The organism is Bordetella genomosp. 9 (genome assembly GCF_002261425.1).
Lineage (GTDB): Bacteria > Pseudomonadota > Gammaproteobacteria > Burkholderiales > Burkholderiaceae_B > Bordetella_C.
The window spans coordinates 2,191,307-2,208,006 of the sequence record NZ_NEVJ01000003.1 but is presented as its reverse complement, the minus strand read 5'-3'; the positions used below and the strand labels follow the sequence as shown (position 1 = coordinate 2,208,006).

General features: G+C 64.0%; 26 protein-coding genes. All 26 read left to right on the top strand.

Annotated elements, in window-relative coordinates:
• The first annotated feature begins 392 nt into the window (after positions 1-392).
• The 26 genes from CAL26_RS28395 (at position 393) to CAL26_RS21010 (ending at position 16,699) form a co-directional block, all read left to right on the top strand.
• A complete protein-coding gene (locus tag CAL26_RS28395; RefSeq protein ID WP_179283416.1) occupies positions 393-554 on the top strand; it encodes a hypothetical protein in 162 nt (53 codons plus the stop codon).
• A gap of 261 nt (positions 555-815) precedes the next feature.
• On the top strand, positions 816-1,202 hold the full coding sequence (locus CAL26_RS21115) for a hypothetical protein (RefSeq protein WP_094848694.1): 387 nt from the start codon (positions 816-818) through the stop codon (positions 1,200-1,202).
• Between the two features lie 3 nt (positions 1,203-1,205).
• The gene (locus CAL26_RS28180; protein ID WP_143277475.1) at positions 1,206-1,412 is read left to right on the top strand and encodes a hypothetical protein; all 207 of its coding nucleotides are present in this window, start codon (positions 1,206-1,208) and stop codon (positions 1,410-1,412) included.
• A 7-nt stretch (positions 1,413-1,419) separates the two neighbouring features.
• A complete protein-coding gene (locus tag CAL26_RS21110) occupies positions 1,420-1,683 on the top strand; it encodes a hypothetical protein (protein WP_094848693.1) in 264 nt (87 codons plus the stop codon).
• Positions 1,684-1,740: 57 nt separating this feature from the next.
• Positions 1,741-2,013 carry a hypothetical protein gene (locus CAL26_RS21105; RefSeq protein ID WP_094848692.1) on the top strand — a complete coding sequence of 91 codons (273 nt, stop codon included), beginning with the start codon at positions 1,741-1,743 and terminating at the stop codon, positions 2,011-2,013.
• Complete coding sequence (locus tag CAL26_RS21100) at positions 2,013-2,393, top strand: hypothetical protein (RefSeq protein WP_094848691.1); 381 nt, start codon at positions 2,013-2,015, stop codon at positions 2,391-2,393. The genes CAL26_RS21105 and CAL26_RS21100 overlap by 1 nt, the downstream gene beginning before the upstream one ends.
• Before the next feature lie 36 nt (positions 2,394-2,429).
• Positions 2,430-2,789 carry a hypothetical protein gene (locus CAL26_RS21095; RefSeq protein ID WP_143277474.1) on the top strand — a complete coding sequence of 120 codons (360 nt, stop codon included), beginning with the start codon at positions 2,430-2,432 and terminating at the stop codon, positions 2,787-2,789.
• Positions 2,786-3,055: a hypothetical protein gene (locus tag CAL26_RS21090; RefSeq protein WP_094848689.1), complete on the top strand. Its 270-nt coding sequence runs from the start codon at positions 2,786-2,788 to the stop codon at positions 3,053-3,055. Before CAL26_RS21095 ends, CAL26_RS21090 begins: the two co-directional genes overlap by 4 nt.
• 137 nt (positions 3,056-3,192) lie before the next feature.
• Positions 3,193-4,005 (top strand): toprim domain-containing protein, encoded by an 813-nt coding sequence (locus CAL26_RS28725; RefSeq protein ID WP_094848688.1) that lies wholly within the window; start codon positions 3,193-3,195, stop codon positions 4,003-4,005.
• A 96-nt stretch (positions 4,006-4,101) separates the two neighbouring features.
• Positions 4,102-4,275: a hypothetical protein gene (locus CAL26_RS28390; RefSeq protein WP_179283415.1), complete on the top strand. Its 174-nt coding sequence runs from the start codon at positions 4,102-4,104 to the stop codon at positions 4,273-4,275.
• 56 nt (positions 4,276-4,331) lie between these two features.
• Positions 4,332-5,531 carry an AAA family ATPase gene (locus CAL26_RS21080; RefSeq protein WP_179283414.1) on the top strand — a complete coding sequence of 400 codons (1,200 nt, stop codon included), beginning with the start codon at positions 4,332-4,334 and terminating at the stop codon, positions 5,529-5,531.
• Positions 5,528-5,689 (top strand): hypothetical protein, encoded by a 162-nt coding sequence (locus CAL26_RS28720; RefSeq protein WP_256988550.1) that lies wholly within the window; start codon positions 5,528-5,530, stop codon positions 5,687-5,689. Before CAL26_RS21080 ends, CAL26_RS28720 begins: the two co-directional genes overlap by 4 nt.
• A complete protein-coding gene (locus tag CAL26_RS21075; RefSeq protein WP_306437102.1) occupies positions 5,686-8,151 on the top strand; it encodes a DNA polymerase in 2,466 nt (821 codons plus the stop codon). The genes CAL26_RS28720 and CAL26_RS21075 overlap by 4 nt, the downstream gene beginning before the upstream one ends.
• Before the next feature lie 17 nt (positions 8,152-8,168).
• The gene (locus CAL26_RS21070) at positions 8,169-9,047 is read left to right on the top strand and encodes a hypothetical protein (protein WP_094848685.1); all 879 of its coding nucleotides are present in this window, start codon (positions 8,169-8,171) and stop codon (positions 9,045-9,047) included.
• Positions 9,047-9,997, top strand: a complete 951-nt coding sequence (locus tag CAL26_RS21065) for a hypothetical protein (protein ID WP_094848684.1) — start codon at positions 9,047-9,049, stop codon at positions 9,995-9,997. The genes CAL26_RS21070 and CAL26_RS21065 overlap by 1 nt, the downstream gene beginning before the upstream one ends.
• The gene (locus tag CAL26_RS21060) at positions 9,963-10,364 is read left to right on the top strand and encodes an endonuclease domain-containing protein (protein WP_256988549.1); all 402 of its coding nucleotides are present in this window, start codon (positions 9,963-9,965) and stop codon (positions 10,362-10,364) included. Before CAL26_RS21065 ends, CAL26_RS21060 begins: the two co-directional genes overlap by 35 nt.
• On the top strand, positions 10,361-10,618 hold the full coding sequence (locus CAL26_RS21055) for a hypothetical protein (protein WP_094848682.1): 258 nt from the start codon (positions 10,361-10,363) through the stop codon (positions 10,616-10,618). Before CAL26_RS21060 ends, CAL26_RS21055 begins: the two co-directional genes overlap by 4 nt.
• Before the next feature lie 41 nt (positions 10,619-10,659).
• Positions 10,660-11,394 (top strand): ribonuclease H-like domain-containing protein, encoded by a 735-nt coding sequence (locus tag CAL26_RS21050; RefSeq protein ID WP_256988548.1) that lies wholly within the window; start codon positions 10,660-10,662, stop codon positions 11,392-11,394.
• Complete coding sequence (locus tag CAL26_RS21045) at positions 11,394-11,654, top strand: hypothetical protein (RefSeq protein WP_094848680.1); 261 nt, start codon at positions 11,394-11,396, stop codon at positions 11,652-11,654. Before CAL26_RS21050 ends, CAL26_RS21045 begins: the two co-directional genes overlap by 1 nt.
• Positions 11,655-11,656: 2 nt before the next feature.
• A complete protein-coding gene (locus CAL26_RS21040) occupies positions 11,657-11,995 on the top strand; it encodes a dATP/dGTP diphosphohydrolase domain-containing protein (RefSeq protein ID WP_094848679.1) in 339 nt (112 codons plus the stop codon).
• Positions 11,992-12,210 carry a hypothetical protein gene (locus CAL26_RS21035; protein ID WP_094848678.1) on the top strand — a complete coding sequence of 73 codons (219 nt, stop codon included), beginning with the start codon at positions 11,992-11,994 and terminating at the stop codon, positions 12,208-12,210. Before CAL26_RS21040 ends, CAL26_RS21035 begins: the two co-directional genes overlap by 4 nt.
• On the top strand, positions 12,203-13,135 hold the full coding sequence (locus CAL26_RS21030) for a hypothetical protein (RefSeq protein ID WP_094848677.1): 933 nt from the start codon (positions 12,203-12,205) through the stop codon (positions 13,133-13,135). Before CAL26_RS21035 ends, CAL26_RS21030 begins: the two co-directional genes overlap by 8 nt.
• 24 nt (positions 13,136-13,159) lie before the next feature.
• The gene (locus CAL26_RS21025) at positions 13,160-15,616 is read left to right on the top strand and encodes a DNA-directed RNA polymerase (protein ID WP_094848676.1); all 2,457 of its coding nucleotides are present in this window, start codon (positions 13,160-13,162) and stop codon (positions 15,614-15,616) included.
• Positions 15,617-15,659: 43 nt separating this feature from the next.
• Positions 15,660-15,839, top strand: a complete 180-nt coding sequence (locus CAL26_RS21020; RefSeq protein WP_094848675.1) for a hypothetical protein — start codon at positions 15,660-15,662, stop codon at positions 15,837-15,839.
• The gene (locus CAL26_RS21015) at positions 15,817-16,257 is read left to right on the top strand and encodes a hypothetical protein (protein ID WP_143277473.1); all 441 of its coding nucleotides are present in this window, start codon (positions 15,817-15,819) and stop codon (positions 16,255-16,257) included. The genes CAL26_RS21020 and CAL26_RS21015 overlap by 23 nt, the downstream gene beginning before the upstream one ends.
• Positions 16,250-16,699 carry a hypothetical protein gene (locus CAL26_RS21010; protein WP_094848673.1) on the top strand — a complete coding sequence of 150 codons (450 nt, stop codon included), beginning with the start codon at positions 16,250-16,252 and terminating at the stop codon, positions 16,697-16,699. The genes CAL26_RS21015 and CAL26_RS21010 overlap by 8 nt, the downstream gene beginning before the upstream one ends.
• The last annotated feature ends 1 nt before the right edge of the window (position 16,700 follow it).

Genomic DNA, 16,700 nt, shown 5'->3' with positions numbered 1-16,700 from the left:
CGCCGCAACCTGACGGCCGAAGAAGCTGAATAGAGAACATCAGCCATAGGCCCGCGTGCGGGCTTATGACGGCCGTTCTCGCGCCGGAGCGGGGCACCGCTTAAAGACCCAACCCTAGTGCGGATCAGTGGACTACCAACGCGTAGACCTATGGATCCGTGCGCCCTATCCGTGTTGCAAATTCACATGAAGATTAACCAACTGATGAAAGCCCGCGCTGATAAGCGAGACAGGGCGGGGAACAAATTCGAACAGAGCGGGGCGCACCTTCGGGCGCAGTTCCGCAAGTTCAGGGCTCGCTGTCGGGGCCTCATGGTCTAAGCAGCACGGAAGTATCGCAGTCAATTCGCAGTACCAACCGACGCGCAAAGCGTCGCACTTCGAGGATAGTTATGAAACAGTCCAAGACCGCCAAGAAGCAACACCATCACCCGGAACGTCTGCGCAATGTGCGCGCGTTCGCCAAGTCTCTGTTGGAGCGTCGCAGCAGCTTCGCCATCAACACGAATCAAATGCGGCTTGCCTTTGCCCGCGCTGTGGGAATGGCGCAATGACCGCGACAACAACATATCCCAGTCTTTCGAACCTGCCGGACGAGGTATCCCCGGACGGCAGTTGTTTTATCCACTACACGCGCGACAAGTCCGGCCGTATCGTCGCCGCGCATTGCTGCCCCATGCCGGGCGAAACTCGCCGACCGTCGCGCGTACTCGTCGTGAGCACGTCCCGCCGTTGCGGCAAGTCCATGTTCGGCCGCCTGATCCGGGGCCAGTCCCCGCTCCAGCGTATCCAATCCCTGTTTGCCTGAGGTGACCATGGAACAATTCAACATGATTCCCCCGCGCATGACGGCGACGGAAGTAGCCGTATTGCAGGCGTTGGCCCGGACCCCGCTGGAGCAAGAGAACATCCGGCTGCACGCCGAAGTGAACCGCCTGCGCGCGGCGTACACGGTCATGTCCCGCCAGTACGACGCCATGCGCCGATCAGCCATTCAGGCCGAGTGCGAGTGCGACGAACTGAACGAGTACGCCCACGCCCTGGCGGACCAGCTGGCCCACGCCCAGGATGCGAACTACCGCAAGCGTCGGCACATCAAGAAGCTGGAGGTATCGCTGCGTAAGCATCGCCGCCCCTGGTGGCACAAGCTGCTGGACGCAGTGGCGCCCACGCATTCCCACGATCCGTACCCGTTCCACTAGGCCATGAAGGTTCGACATATCGGCCTTCCGCGTGCCCGGGCGCAGGCCCTCGGAGCACGCATCGCTCAGGTGGCGCGCAAGCAGGGCATAGAGCAGGGCAAACGCATCGCGGTGCAGCGCGTGTTTGATGTGTCCCGCAGCGAGTACCCGGGCAGCGCCCGCATCATTCAGCATTTCCTCCGCGAATACTTCTATCGTTACCTCAACTAAGGACCTGATGAAGCAGACCGTAGTAACCGCGTTCTCCCTTGCTCACGCCGTTGGCATCCAGAAGCACGCTGACGACAAGACATTCCCGCCGATCCAGTACACGACGGAACAGCGGAAGGCCATCTACGCGGATGCGTGCGAGGCCAGTATCAACCGCACGCCCGCCAGCAACCCGGGGCACCCGCGCCACGCTCGGCGGCGCAGCGGACTCAGCGCACGCCAATGGCGTATCTGCACGCGCAAGTCGCACGCCCTCCGCATGTTCGGCTGACTCTAACCAACGCAGCACTCACTGGCGCAGTAAGCGCCGCAACCACAGGAGCATTAAATGTCCCTCTCCACTCTGATCCTCTCCGCGACGCGCCGCGTCCATCGTATCGGCGTCAAGCTGCACTGCCAGGCGCTGGGCAACCGCGTCCGCGCCGCCAATCGTGCGGCCGACCGCGCCACCGATCAACACCGCGCCGCCATGGCGATCACCAACGCCGCCCGCGTGGCGGAGCAGGAAGCGAAGGGCAAGGCGCACAAGGCGTCCACCCTGGCGCACTACGCGGCCCAGGCCGCCCAGGCGGAAGCCCAGCAGATCGGGGGCGCGCTGTAATGGCACAGTTCAAGAAGGGCGACAAGGTCCGGGCTCTGCGTGGCGGATGGTTGGGTATTCAGCCCGGCGAGGTGTTCACGGTCAGCAACCCGGCGGCGGGCCACAGCAACCCCGCTGGCTACATCCGGCTGGAGGAGTTCGAGCAAAGCTACCCCGGGCACAATGTGGATGTCGGCAGGTTCGAGCTGGTGCCCGAGCAGCCGCGCGAGTTCACGTATCGGAGCAAGCACGTCAAAGGCGGGAAGGTCTTCGGCAGCCTGGAAGAGGTCGAGCAGTACGTGCTGGGCGGCGCAGGTACGGACATCGAGTTCCAAATCGTCGAAATCGTCCCGGTCAAGACCGTGAAGGTGGCCCGCGTACTGGAAGAGGTGAAGGCGTGAGCGCGCACAAGTTCAAGGCGGGGGGACAAAGTACGCGTGGCGCGGCTGAGCCCGCGGGGCTATCCGGAGAAGCCGAGTCTCGGGCCTGTTGGCACGGTTCACACGGTGGCTAACGTCTCCGACTACGCCGGCGACCAGTTCGTGGACTTGGCGGGCGGCGAGACTGAAGTACTGGCCGACCGCTTCGAGCTGGTGACGTCCAAGGCGGAGTACATGGTGCGACGCATGGACGTGGGGTGGGAAGGCGATGAGCCGATAGTGTTTGCCACGAGGGCCGAGGCGGTGGAGCACGTCCGCAAGGACTGCACGGTAGACGTGGAATTCGAGCTGCTGGAAGTCCGCAGTGTGGGCTGCCTCGTGGCCCGCGAGCAGCGCATCGTGGAGATTGACGAATGAGCGCCCCCGCGACGCAAGTCGCATCGTTCAACGCCATGCGGGCCAGCGGCGCGGATGTGCGGCAGCACGACAAGATCGTGGAGTGTCTGCGCCTCATGGACCGGCCGCTCATCAAGGACGAGATTGTGTCGCTCCTGCACCCGATGCGCGTCAGCTCCGTGACGGGCCGGCTTACCGAGCTGGTCAAGGCGGGGCGAGTCAAGATCGACGGCACCCGCTACAACCCCGAGACGAACCGCAACGTGTCGCAGTATGTGGCCGTATAAGCGTACGTGGCGCGACCGGCTGCACGAGTGGTCCGACACCGCCAATGACGTGTCCATGGCTCTTATCGGCGTCATCTTGGTGGTGGCATTCGCCGCGGCGAGCGGCCTGGGCATCTACGCGCTATACCTGGGCGTAGTTGCTCGATAAGCGCGAATGGTTGGCCGCGTGCCAGGCCCTGCCCGAAGGGCGCAGCACCCGCGTCAACCACTCGTGCGGCGACGGCAAGACCCTTCGGCTGTCACATGAGGCGACACGCTGGCGGGCCTGGTGCTTTCGATGCGATGAGGCCGGCGTCGAGGACAAACCGGTGGAGTCCTTTGCGGATCGACTCGCGCGCCTGAAGCGCGAGGAGTCCGTGGACAGCGCCCTGGAAACCGTAACCCATCTTCCAGGCCCACCGGAGTTCGACGTATCGGCATGGCCGGCAGCCGCCAAGGTGTGGCTGTTCAAGGCCGGCGTGGGCCTGCCAGAGATAGAGGAGCTGGGCGCGTATTGGCATGAGCCGAGCGGACGCCTGGTACTGCCGCTGTTCGACCCGGACGGCAACCTCATCTACTGGCAGGCCCGGGACGTGACGTGGACCCGCGCATCGGCTCGGCCCAAGTACATCAATCCCAAGGTGGACAAGCAGTACCTCGTCGCTAAGTACGGACGGGGTGACCCGCTTGTGCTTACCGAGGACGTATTGAGCGCGTTCCGCGTGGGCCAGTCCACGGAGGCATGGTCCCTCATGGGTACCAGCCTATCCGATGGCGTGGCCGCAACCATAGAAACTCACCGACCCGTATGCGTATGGCTCGATCCCGACCGACCGGGTTTGCGCGCCGCACGGGAAATCACAAAGCAATTGCTTTCCCTGGGTATCGACGCGAGGCGGATCAGGTCCCGCGCCGACCCGAAACTTCTATCCAACAGGGAGATTCGCCATCACTTACGACAACCCGCCTGATGGTCCCTGGCTGCCCTGGGTGGCCGGCATCCTCGTGGCATTCGTGATTATCGACCAAGCCGTGAGGTGGTTCCGGTGAGGCGCAGTGACTGCTGGATGACATTCAGCGAGGCGCTGGAGTCCTACCTCGAAAACCGCGAAGTCGCCCGCCATTTTGGTCCTGGTCGCAACCGCACGTACGCAGAGGAGCAGATGGCTACCGCCGCCGAGCACATGGACGCGCTGACGGGTGACGGTGACCCGGAAGGGGAGGCCGCATCCTCGAATTAACCACGCTCCAGCTTCTGAAGTACCGGGATCGGCACGAGAAGCTGGCGTCCGCCGCCATGGATGCGGTGGATGGCAACACCCAGACGCTGCTGAAGGACTTCGGCAAGTTCTTCAAGGAGCACCCGGACTGCTCCGAAATCCACAGCGGTCCGTTCACCCTGTGGTTCAACCTCAAGCACAAGTCCCTGTCCGCCGAGCAGAAGGAGCTGTATCGCAAGCGCCTGAAGCAGATCGACAAGGACGTGGACCCGACCGTAGAGGCCGGCCTGCTGCAACGGCTGATCGACGCCACCACGGCCAACAAGGTGGCAACCATGCTGGAGAGCTGGCAGGAGGGCGAAGTGGACATGACCGAGGCACTGCGGTCGATCCACGAGCACCACCAGCAGCAGCTCACCCGCAAGGTGAAGCCGCCGGAAGTCCTGGACGACATCAGCGAACTGCTGGCCGAGGACAAGAACAACATCGGCCTGCACTGGCGCATGACCGCGCTGGCTTGCGCCATGCGGGCGATGCAGGAAGGGGACTTCCTGGTGTTCGCCGCGCGGCCCGATGCCGGCAAGACCACGGGCCTGGCTTCCGAACTGACGTTCATGGCCCCGCAGGTGGACAAGCTGTACCCCGACGAGCACCGCAGCATCATCTGGCTGAACAACGAGGGGCCGGGCAGGCGCATCAAACGCCGGCTGTACCAGGCCGCGCTTGGCCTGAAGGTCAGCGAGCTGTACGAGCTGGACCAGCAGGGCACGCTGAAGGAGGCGTACGCCAAGGCCGTGGGCCGCAGCGACATCATCCGCGTGTTCGACATTCACGACTTCTGGTCGCATGAGGTCGAGGACATCATCGCCAGCATCCCGTCCGCGCTCGTGGTGTTCGACATGATCGACAACATCAAGTTCGGCGGAGAGATAGCCAACGGCGGGCAGCGCACGGACCAGGCCCTGGAGGCGATGTACCAGTGGGCGCGAAACATGGCCGTGAAGTACGGCACCCGCGCCGTCGCAACGTCCCAGGTATCGGCCGCAGGGGAGGGCTTGCCTTACCCCGACATGTCCATGCTGAAGGACAGCAAGACCGGGAAGCAGGGCGCGGCTGACGCCATCGTGATCCTGGGCAAGAGCAATGCCGCCGAGTTGCAGAACACGCGATTCATCGGCATCCCGAAGAACAAGCTCCACATCGAAGGCGGGCCGAAGGACCCGCAGCGCGAAGTCGTGTTCGATGCGGAGCGCGCACGAGTGAGGGACCCTTCTTGAAACTATACCTGCGCTTTAAGGACGGCACGGAGATGGACCTGCGCGACGTGGTGTCCTTCAGTCTGGACGAATGGGGCGACGTTGCCGTCGATTACGACAGCTACGGCGACAGTACGGCACACTACAGCGGCGTAGAGGCCGTTACGGCAGAAGCTTGAGCGGCACCCCTTACCGCGTATGGGACCTGGAGACATCCACCAAGACGGAGTTCAAGCGCAAGGCGAACCCGTTCTCCGCTGAGAACTACATCGTATGCCAAGGCTGGCAGGTCGGCAATCTCAGCAAGGAGATGAAGGGCGGCGTCACGCCGTCCGACTACTTCCCGGATGGCGATGACCAGGAGTCCCGCGTAGCCGCCTGCAAGGCGCTGCCGCAAGACTGGTTCACCAAGCACCTACAGGGCACAAAGCTGCTGGTGGGCCAGAACATCAAGTTCGACCTGCTGTATGCCCTGGCGAATCCCAACTCGCGCCCCGAGCACAACCTGCAAGCGTGGATGGACTACATCAACGCGGGCGGGATGATATGGGACATCCAGCTGGCCGAGTACCTGCTGGCCGGCATGGAGCAGTCCAGCCACATGCTGTCCCTGGACGAGATTGCGCCGGCCTACGGTGGCAACGTCAAGCTGGACGAGGTTAAGGCCTTGTGGGACTCAGGCGTGGACACCATCGACATCCCCGAGGACCTGCTGCTGCGCTACCTGGCCGGCCGCGAAACCGAGCAGGGGTTCGAGGAAGGTGACATCGGAAACACCGAGAGGGTTTTCCGAGGTCAATGGCTGCGGGCGAAACAGTCCGGGCAGCTGCGCAGCATCCTGCTGAACATGGGCGCGCTCGTGTTCACTATCGAATGCGAGCGCAACGGCATGCACGTTGACAAACAGCTGGGCCTGGAGCTGGCCGAGAAGCTTGCGAAGAAGCTGGCCGAGGCCACGTTGCAACTGGAGACGTTCCTGCCCGAGGGGCTGCCCTTCGAGTTCAACTGGAATAGCCGCTTCCACAAGTCGGCCCTGATCTTTGGCGGCACCGTCAAGTACGACGCGCCGGCCCTGGTGCTGGGCGAGGACGGGAATCGGACCTATTACCAGAAGAAGGAGCTGCACGCGCTGCTGAACAGCCCGGAGCTACCGTCCTGGCCGCTGGATAAAGTCCTCGCGGACATGGCGCAAGGCAAGGCGTGGAACGTACAGCGGTACGCCGGAGGCAGGAACAAGGGTGAGATAAAGACCAAGCAGGTGACGGTGCCGGACATCGAGCGCGGACCCAAGACCCGCATCGAGCCGCACTACTACACGTTCGAGGGCTTTACCAAGCCGGACCCCGCCTGGGAAGGCGCGGACAAGGGCGTGTATAGCACGGCGTCCGAGGTCATGGACATCCTCACGCAGAACACGGATGTACCGTTCCTGAAGACGCTGGGCCAGGTGGTCAAGCTGACCAAGGACCTGGGCACCTATTTCATCACGACCGATGAAGACGGGAACCAGAAGGGCATGCTCACCCTGGTCCAGCTGGACAGCATCATCCACCACATGCTGAACCACACCAGCACGGTGACGGCGCGGCTTTCCAGTTCCAACCCGAACCTACAGAACATCCCGAAGGGCCAGAAGTCCGAGGCCAAGACGGTGTTCAAGTCGCGCTTCGGCAAGGACGGGGTAATCATCCAGTCCGACTTTAGCTCGCTGGAGGTGTACGTCCAGGCCATCCTGACCCGCTGCGCACAGCTGATCGCGGACTTGAAGGCGGGCGTCGATATGCACGTCATGCGCCTGTCTGTGAAAGAGGGCATGGAGTACGACGAGGTGTACCGGCTGTGCAAGGGCAAGGACGTGGAGCCCGAGCTGCAAAAGGACTGGGACTACAAGCGCACCGGAGCGAAGGTGTTCTCGTTCCAGCGGGCCTACGGCGCGGGCGTCAAGAAGATCGCCCAGTCCACCAAGATGGCCGAGGCGGACGTGCAGGCCTTGGCCGACGCGGAGAACGCGCGCTACCCGGAAATCGAGCCGTACTTCGAAGACAAGGCGAAGGAGATTCGGAAGTCCCGCGTACCCACCGGGCTGACCGTGCAGCACCCCGAGATTCCGGGACTGAACATCCAGCTGGGCAAGGGCTACAGCGTGACGCCGGACGGCAAGCGGTACTGCTACCGCGAGCACCCCGCGCCCAAGTGGTTGATCGAACGTGGGCGGGAACGCTCCGGCTTCATGCCCACGGAAATCAAGAACTACGAGGTGCAGGGCACGGGTGGCGAGTGGGCCAAGGCAGCGATGTGGCTGTCCGTCCGCGCGTTCTACCACTTCCGCAACTTTGACGGCAAGGGTTTGCTGGTCAACCAGGTCCATGATGCCGAGTACGCCGACGCTCACAAGTCGGTCCGTAGCAAGGTCGCGGCTCTCCTGCATGTGTGCATGGAGGAGGCGAGCACCTTCATCGAATGGTGGTTCAAGTGGGAGCTGCCCCTGGGCGTGCCATCGGACACGGTGTGGGGCAGCAGCATGGCCGAGGAAAAGGAAATCGAGACGGCCAATTTCGACAAGGCAGTACAGGCGCTGCGCCCCTGGGTGCGCAAGCGATTCATCGGGAAGCACATCCCGAGCTACGAACGTTCCCTTTAAAGAGGAAATTCACACGCATGGCATTCAATATCAAAGCCGCGGTTGCCAAGGCCGCCAAGACCACCGACATGAACCAGGCCCAGAAGGGCGGCGGCGGATACACGCCCCCGGCCGAGGGCAAGCCCGGCCTGCGGTTCATCGCCTACATCGAGCTGGGGCCGCAGAAGGAAACATTCAAAGGCCAGGAGCGCGTCCGCGAGCAGGTCAAGATGGTGTTCGAGCTGCACGGCAAGAAGTGGCCGGTGGATCAGAACGGCATGCCGCAGCGCTTGGCGATCACCCTGTCCAAGTCGTTGAACGAGAAGGCGACGTTCTTCAAGCTGTTCAAGCAGATGAACTACAGCGGCAAGTACAAGCACATGGCCGAGATGCTGGGCGAGGACTTCAGCGGCCAGGTGTTCCACCGCACCGTGGGCGAGGGTGCGGACCAGAAGACCTACGCCGGCCTGAAGGATCCCGCCTCTGGCGTCTACGCCATCACGCCCCCGTACTCCGTGAACGAGGACGGGGAAGACGTGCGCCGCAAGATTCCGGAAGCGGTCAACCCGCTGAAGCTGTTCCTGTGGGATCACCCGGATAAGGAGCAGTGGGCCAGCATCTTCATCGACGGCACCTACGACGACGGCAAGTCCAAGAACACGTTCCAGGACGCCATCAAGGCGAGCCCGGGCTTCGAGGGCAGCCCCGTCGAGGCCATGCTGCTGGGCGACCCGGACACGGGCGACGACGACGACGTGGAGAAGGCCAAGGCCGACGCCAAGGCGAAGAAGGATGCCAAGGCCAAAGACGACAAGCCGAAGTCCAAGCCCGCCGAGAAGAAACCCGGGCCGGCCGACGATGACGCCCCCGGCGACGACGACCCGCTCTCCGACATCGGCGGGGATGACGAGGACTGATGGCACAGCCGGAGTGGCTGCGTAATGCAGCTGCCCGGGTAGCCGAGCAGATACCGGACACCGCGCCGCAGGACGAGGTAGTGCCAGGCCGGGTGGCCCTGATCGACGGGGACTACCTGGCGTACTTCGCCAGCGGCGGGGACAACATGCGTGTGGACATATCGCGGCGAGTCGCCGTGGATCGTATGCACGCTGTCCGGGAGCTGTCCGGCGCGGAGCGGGTGGAGCTGCACCTGTCCGCCCGGGCGAGCACCAAGGGCGAGCGATTCCTGATCGCCACCACGCAGCCGTACCAGGGGCAGCGGCATAGCAGCCGCAGGCCGAAGAACTGGGAGGCCGTCCGCGAGTTCCTGGAGACGGCCGACGAGGCGCTGTTGCGCGCCCGACGCGTCACCTGGATGGACCGAGAGGCCGACGATGGCTTCGCCCACGCAGCCCTCAGCGCACGCGGCCCGCTGGAGTCCGTGGTGCACCACACGGCGGACAAGGATATGCGCATGCTGCCCGGCCTGCACCTGGCCTGGACGGACTACGCCCGCACGCAAGTCCCGAAGGGCGCGTACGAGGTAATAGGCCCGTATGACGGCAAGGTGTACGGCACCAAGTGGTTCTGGATGCAGATGCTGATGGGGGATACCGCCGACCACATCCCCGGCTTCTACGGGCTGGGCGAGGACAAGGCCCTCCGCATCTTGGCCGGCACCCGCTGCAACGCGGAGGCATACGAGGCTGTGCAGGCCGAGTACGCCCGACAGAAGGGCGACGCCTGGGCCGACTACTTCGTGGAGCAGGCCGGGCTCCTGTGGCTGCGCGCCACCCATCACCCCCACGACTTCCTGCGCGTGCTGCCCGAGCACAGAAACCCTGAGCTGATGGCCGCCGTGCGGCGCATGCTCGCCAACGTCAAGGAGAAACGTGAAGCGCTTGACCGCCTCAATGCTCAAGCCTAAGCGGGCGCAAATGCTCAAAGAACAGGGCGGTGTGTCTCCCATCACCGGCCTGGAGATTACGGACCCCGTACTGGATCACTGCCACACCACCGGCAACATCCGCGCGGTCCTGAACCGATGGGAGAACGCAGTGCTCGGCCGCCTGGAGAACTGGGCTTCCAGGCTGGGCAAAGGCATCGACCCGATCCGCTTTCTGCGCGGCGTGGCCGACTACCTGGAGTTCCACCGGACGTACCCCACCGGCATCCTGCACCCCACACACCGCACCGAATCGGAGAAGCGGGAGCTGCGCAACAAGCGCGCACGCGAGTCCCGCCGCAAAGCCAACATAGAAGCGCGGCGCGCTGCCGCGAAGGAAACTGAATGAGCGTTCTTATGCGCAAGAAGGTGCGCACCCGCATAGGCATGGTCGATGTATCCGTCCGTGCTGTCAACGGCTGCGGCTTGGACCTGCGCTACCACTCCGTGGCGTACGAGTACGAGGCGAGCATCAACGACATCCGCGCGACTGTTCGCGCGGACTCGTTCCTGGTCAGTACTAGCGGCGATGGCTTCCTGGAGCATGTCGAGCGCGACCTGCTGCACCGCCTGATGCGGTACGCGTTCGAGGTCGTGGGTTGACCCGACCCCGCATACTCAGTCTCGACATCGAGACAAGTCCCGTGCTGGCCTACGTCTGGTCCCTGTGGAAACAGAACGTCGGCCTCAACCAGATCAAAGAGGACTGGTGCATCCTCTCGTTCTGCGCCAAGTGGCTGGGTGATGACGCGATCATCTACCGCGACAACAGCAAGCAGCGCAACGTAGAGGACGACCGCCGCCTGTTGCGCTCTCTCTGGAAGCTGCTGGATCAGGCCGACATCGTGGTGGCGCAGAACGGCGTGAAGTTCGACCGGCGCAAGATCAACGCGCGATTCCTCCTGAATGGCATGCCGCCCCCGTCGCCGTACGTGATGGTGGACACCATGCTGGAGGCGAGGAAGAACTTCGGCCTCACCAGCAACAAGCTGGAATACATGACGGCGAAGCTCTGCACCACCAAGAAGCTGAAGCACCAGAAGTTCCCCGGCTTCGAGCTGTGGTCGCAGTGTCTCCAACGCAACCCCGAAGCCTGGGCGGAGATGCGTGAGTACAACATCGCGGACGTGCTCTCGCTGGAGGAGCTGTACCTGATCCTCCGCCCTTGGATCGACGGCCACCCGAACGTGGCGAACTACACCGAGCCCGACACGCCGACCTGCCCGAAGTGCGGCAGCGCGAATGTGATCCAGAAGGGCTATCGCCACACGCAAGTAGGCCGCTACGCCCGCTTCCGCTGCTCCGACTGCGCCGGATGGTCCCGCGGCCGGCAGATGAAGAACTCCAAAGACCAACGCAAGAACCTTCTGGTGAGCTGATGAAGCTACGTGATCGACTCATCAAGCTGCTTGGTGGCGTGACCATGGCTCAGTACGAGGAAGCCCTGGACGCGCGCCCGGACTTCGAGGCCACCCGCATGGGGAATCTCGTGGTCCTACAGGACCGGCGCTACCGCGAAGCGCAGCGCCAGATCAGCGAGCTGTCCGAGCAGAACAACGAACTCGGCTATGAGTGCCTCCGGCTACAGCGCGAGCTGGAACAGTACCGCAAACCCCAAACCCAAATGGAGCCCGCATAACCATGGCACGAAAGACTTCCAAGCAGTCCCCCGACCTCGGCGCGAAGCATGACGCCGGCAAGCCGCGCTGGTCCCTGCTGCGTTTCGGCATGGCCCGCGCCCTGGCGGGCATCGTGGACGTTCTCACCTTCGGCGCGTTCAAGTACGCGGATCATTCCTGGATGACCGTCCCGGATGGCGTGGATCGCTACTTCAGCGCGATGGAGCGGCACATGAACGAGATTGCGCTGCACGGCCCGCATGCCCGTGACGCGGAGTCCGGCCTGCTGCACATCGACCATGTGAACACGAACGGTATGTTCCTGGCCGAACTGCTGCGCAACATCCCGGAGCCGCGTTGAGCGTCGTCCGTGAAGACACGGCCATCCAGCAGACGCTGGAGGCCGCAGCCCGCAATGCGTTCGAGAATCGCATGGTGTGCGCCCTGGAAACGGGCAACCGCGCGCAGGCGCGTCTGGTCTATGCCGAAGCCCAGGACGCCCTGACCGAGGATTCACTGGCCTATCTGCGCGCCGTAGCGCAGGACGACTACCGCGTGGATGTCTGCTATGGGTAAGTACATCATCCACAAGGCGGTCGAGTTCGACGCCGTGAAGGTCTCGGCCCGCAAGGCGATGGGTGCGGAATCCATCCGGGACCTGGCAGGCACGTACATGGCACAGCGGAAGTACGACGGCTGCAACGCCGTCGTCATCGTTACGCCGAACGGGGAGGGCGATAAGGTGCTGTCCCGCACCGGCGAAGTGGTCCGCTCCTGCGCCCACCTGGTCCGCGCCGTGCGCAACCGCGTCATCCGCAAGCTGGAGCGCGGGCACGCAGTGGCTGTCCTGGGGGAGGTGTGGCGTGCCGGCGTGCCGCAGGCCACCATCAGCGGCGAGTTCCGCCGCCATGAACCGGCCGCGGGCCTACGCCTGGCGGTGTTTGACATGCTCACCTTGGGCGAGTTCGAGGCGGGTTACAGCCCCTATGCGTATACCGACCGTTTCGACGTGCTGTATCCGTACTTCCGAGAGGACGACATGGGCAGCGTGTTCCTGGCGGGCACCTACAACCCGGGCACCTACGGCGATCCGGCGGACCTGGCCTCGTACTTCAGCAAGCTGGGCGGCTATGACGGCCTGATCCTGCGCGATCCGCACGGCACCTGGAAGGCGGGCAGCGGCACGGATGGGGAAATCATCAAGGTCAAGCCTACGCTGACCCTGGACCTCCGCGTTACCGGCGTGGAAGAAGGCAAGGGCAAGTACAAAGGCACGCTCGGCGCGCTGGTGTGCCAAGGCCCGAAAGGCTTGGTGAAGGTGTCGGGGATGTCCGACGAGCAGCGGGACGAGTGGTGGAACGGTGAGGGGCCGAAGGGCGATTCCCTGATCTACGGCAAGATCATCGAAGTGGAGTGCCTGGGCATCACCGAGGCGGGTTCCCTGCGCGAGCCGCGCTTCAAGGGCGTTCGTCACGACAAGGAGCACGCCGACTTTGAATAGCCGCCGCTTGGCCTGGGCGGGCGTTTGACGCTAACCCAGGCTGAGTTCGAGCGCGAGACGATACGGGAGGGCGTGCAACGCGCCCGCCGTGCCCTCGCGGCGAACGAGGAAAAGGGAAGAGCGCACAACAATCCGTACGCGCAGCCGATCTACCGGCGCTGGGTGGTCCCACTGCGCGACATGATTACCGAAATGCTGGAGGAGGGCCTGAAGAAGTCAGGACGGCGGGCGGCGCACGTTGCGCTGCTCAAGCCGCTGGACCCAATGGTGGTGTCCCTCATCTCTATCCGCACCGTCATCACGACCCTGATGCAGAGCAGTGACTGCGGAGGGCGTGACCTAGCCAGCGCGGTAGGGCGGGCGCTGCACCAGGAACTCGTGCTGACGGTGTTCGAGGACATCAGCCCGGACCTGTTCTACGAGGTCATGAACGACCTCGACCGCAGGCACAGCCGATCCACGGACCACAGGTTCAACGCGCTGATGGGCTCGGCGCGGAACAGCAACCTGGAGCTGCCCCGCTGGAAGCCGCATGATCGCGCCCAGGTCGGCATGTGGGTGCTGGAAGCCCTGCGCGTGCTGGGATTCCTGGACGTGGCGAGGGAGCGCCGGCACGAACTGGGGAGGATCAAAGAGCACTTGGCGGTGGGCTTGTCCGACGACGTGACCGAGCTGGTGAACCGCATCAAGGGCTTGGTGGAGGTGAACCGGCCGTACACGCTCCCGTGCATTGAGCAGCCCAAGGACTGGGTGGCATTCAATGACGGCGGCTGGCACAGCGTGGAGATGCGCCGCATCACGCCGTTCTGCGTGAACGTCCAGCGGGTGCGCAGCGTGGACACCCTGGACCGCATCAAGTCCGCGGACCTGTCCCGCATCCTGCCCGCCATCAACCACCTTCAGGCGGTGAAGTGGCGCATCAACGTCGATATGCTGGAGACGGTGCGGTCCATATCCCGGTCGCGGCTGGACCTGAAGGAGGCGCTGTCGCAGCAGGGACCAGACGCCCCGGAACGGCCGGAGTTCCTGGTCCCGGGCCTGGACAAGGCGACGCTCAGCGAGGACCAGGCGGCGCGCTTCAAGCAGTGGAAGCGTGACATGGCGCGCTACCACACGGAGATGAAGCTGCGCGGGCAGCGCTGGGGCCGCTTGGAAATGGCGACCAAGGTGGCAGACAGGTTCAAGGACCATGCCGCCATCTACTTCGTCTACCAGGCGGACTTTCGCGGGCGTCTGTACGCCCAGTCCACCGGCGTGACGCCGCAGGGATCGGACCTCCAGAAGTCGCTGCTCCAGTTCGCGGAGGGGAAGCCGCTCCCGGACCCAACTTCAGTCAAGTGGTTCAAGGTGAACGGGGCCAACCGGTTCGGCGTGGACAAGAAGTCCCTGGAAGAGCGCGTTGCCTGGGTCGACGAGCACAGCCGGTTCATTCTCGGTTTCGCTGACGACCCCGTGAATAACGACGAGTGGACGCAGGCGGACAAGCCGCTCCAGTTCCTGGCGTGGGCGAAAGAGTACGCGCAGTGGGTGCGCAATCCTAACGGCTTCAAGTCGCACCTGCCAGTGGGGCTGGATGGCAGCTGCAACGGGCTCCAGCACTTCAGCGCGATGCTGCGCGATGGCGTGGGCGGGAAGGCCACCAACCTGATCCCGGCCAACCTCCCCAACGACATATACGCCCAGGTGGCGCGGGTGGTGTTGGCGAAACTCACCGCCCTTAATCCGAATGACTTAGGTGAGCGGGATCGCGCGCTGCGCGCCGGGTGGCTCGCCCACGGCATCAATCGCACGCTGGTGAAGCGGTCGGTCATGACGCTGCCGTACGGGTCCACGCGGTACTCCTGCGCAGAATTCATTGTGCAGGATTATCTGCGGCACGGCCTGGTCAGGGAGTTCGAGCCGGTGCAGTACACCGCCGCGGCGAATTTCCTCAGCCACATTGTGTGGGAGGCGATAGGCGAGGTGGTGCTTGCCGCCAGGAGCGCCATGGACTGGCTGCAACAGTGCGCCAAGCGGATCATCAAGGCCGGCAACCCGACCATCGAATGGATCGCACCCAGCGGCTTCCCGGTCACGCAGGTCTACAACGAGCGCGAGGAGATACGGGTGAACGCCAAACTGTTTGGCGGGTGCCGCCTTTGGGTCCGCAGCGACGTGGACGCGCCTCGGGCGTCCGGGCACAAGAACGGGCTCGCCCCGAACTTTGTTCACAGCATGGATGCTGCGCACCTAACGCTCACCACGCTGGCGTGCCAGCGGGCCGGCATCGCGTCGCTGGCGATGATCCACGACGACTACGGCACGCATGCGGCCGACACGCAGAAGCTGTTCGAGCTTATCCGAGAGACATTCGTGGAGATGTATGAAACGCACGATCCGATCATGGATTTCTTCCGTCGTTATGACGGCCTGCCTACGGCTCCCGGCCGCGGGGCGCTGGACCTTCAGCAGGTCCGCCGAAGCGAGTTCTTCTTCGCCTAGCGGCAAATCAGTACCCGATCAGACCCGCGACAAGGAGGAACCCGTGCAGGTAAAGACCATCCATCGCCTATCCCCCGAGGCATATCGCGCCCTGGAAAAGCTGCTCGCCGGCTCGGCGAGCGCGGTAGTGACTTCGCAGACCACCGATCTACAGGCCGGCGACATGCTGGGTGTGCAGCGCGTGCTCAAGGCTCTCCGCGATGGATTCGTGGTTGAAGTGTGAGGACTGGGCCGCGAGCGATAGAGCCGCGGTCCTGCGCGCCTTCAAACGTCACTACGACGACAGCCTGTATGCCGGCCACCCCTACGCCAAGCTTGTGGACTTCGATTACGGCTGGCAGACCATAAACAACGGGGACGTTGCCGCTGCACTCACGCATGGCTATCTCGTCGTCTACGACATTACCCCGACGTGGTACTGCCCGCACAACCTGTTCATCGAACAGATGGTTCTGCGGGTCGAGGACCGCCCAGGGTTTTTGCGGCGGGTGATCGCGGCGATGGAAGACGAGGCGCGCAGGTGGGGCTGCGCCGGCATCGCTACGGGCGACGCCATGGGCATCGCCATGAGCGCGGCGTACAGACGCGCGGGTTACTCGCCAGTCGTTTCACAATTCTATAAGGAGCTGCCTAATGGGTAGTGGAGTATCCAAGATCGTCAAGAAGCTGGACCCGTTCACCGCGAAGGTGGTTGACCCTGTACTGGGCGAGTCCGGCCTGCCGAACGTCACCGGCAACGACGGGGGACGCGCGTCGGCCATGGCGGACCAAGCCGCCGAGCAAGCGCAGGCGGTACGGGACCAGGCCAACCAAATCGCCCAGTCTCAGCGCGATGCGGCCCAGGTGCAGACCGCCGCGCTGCGTGACCAGACCGCCGCGTCAGTGGCCGCCCAGGTTGCCACGATCAATCAACAGCAGGCAGCTGCGCAGCTCGCCTCGGCCCAGGCCGCCCAGCCCCAGGAGGGCAACCCCGATGTCCAGCTCGACGGTGCTGGCGACTCCGGCGACCCCCGGCGCAAGTACACATCGGGCGGATCGGCCAGCATCGGCGGCACCTCGGGCGGCGTAGGCATCCGCCTGTAAC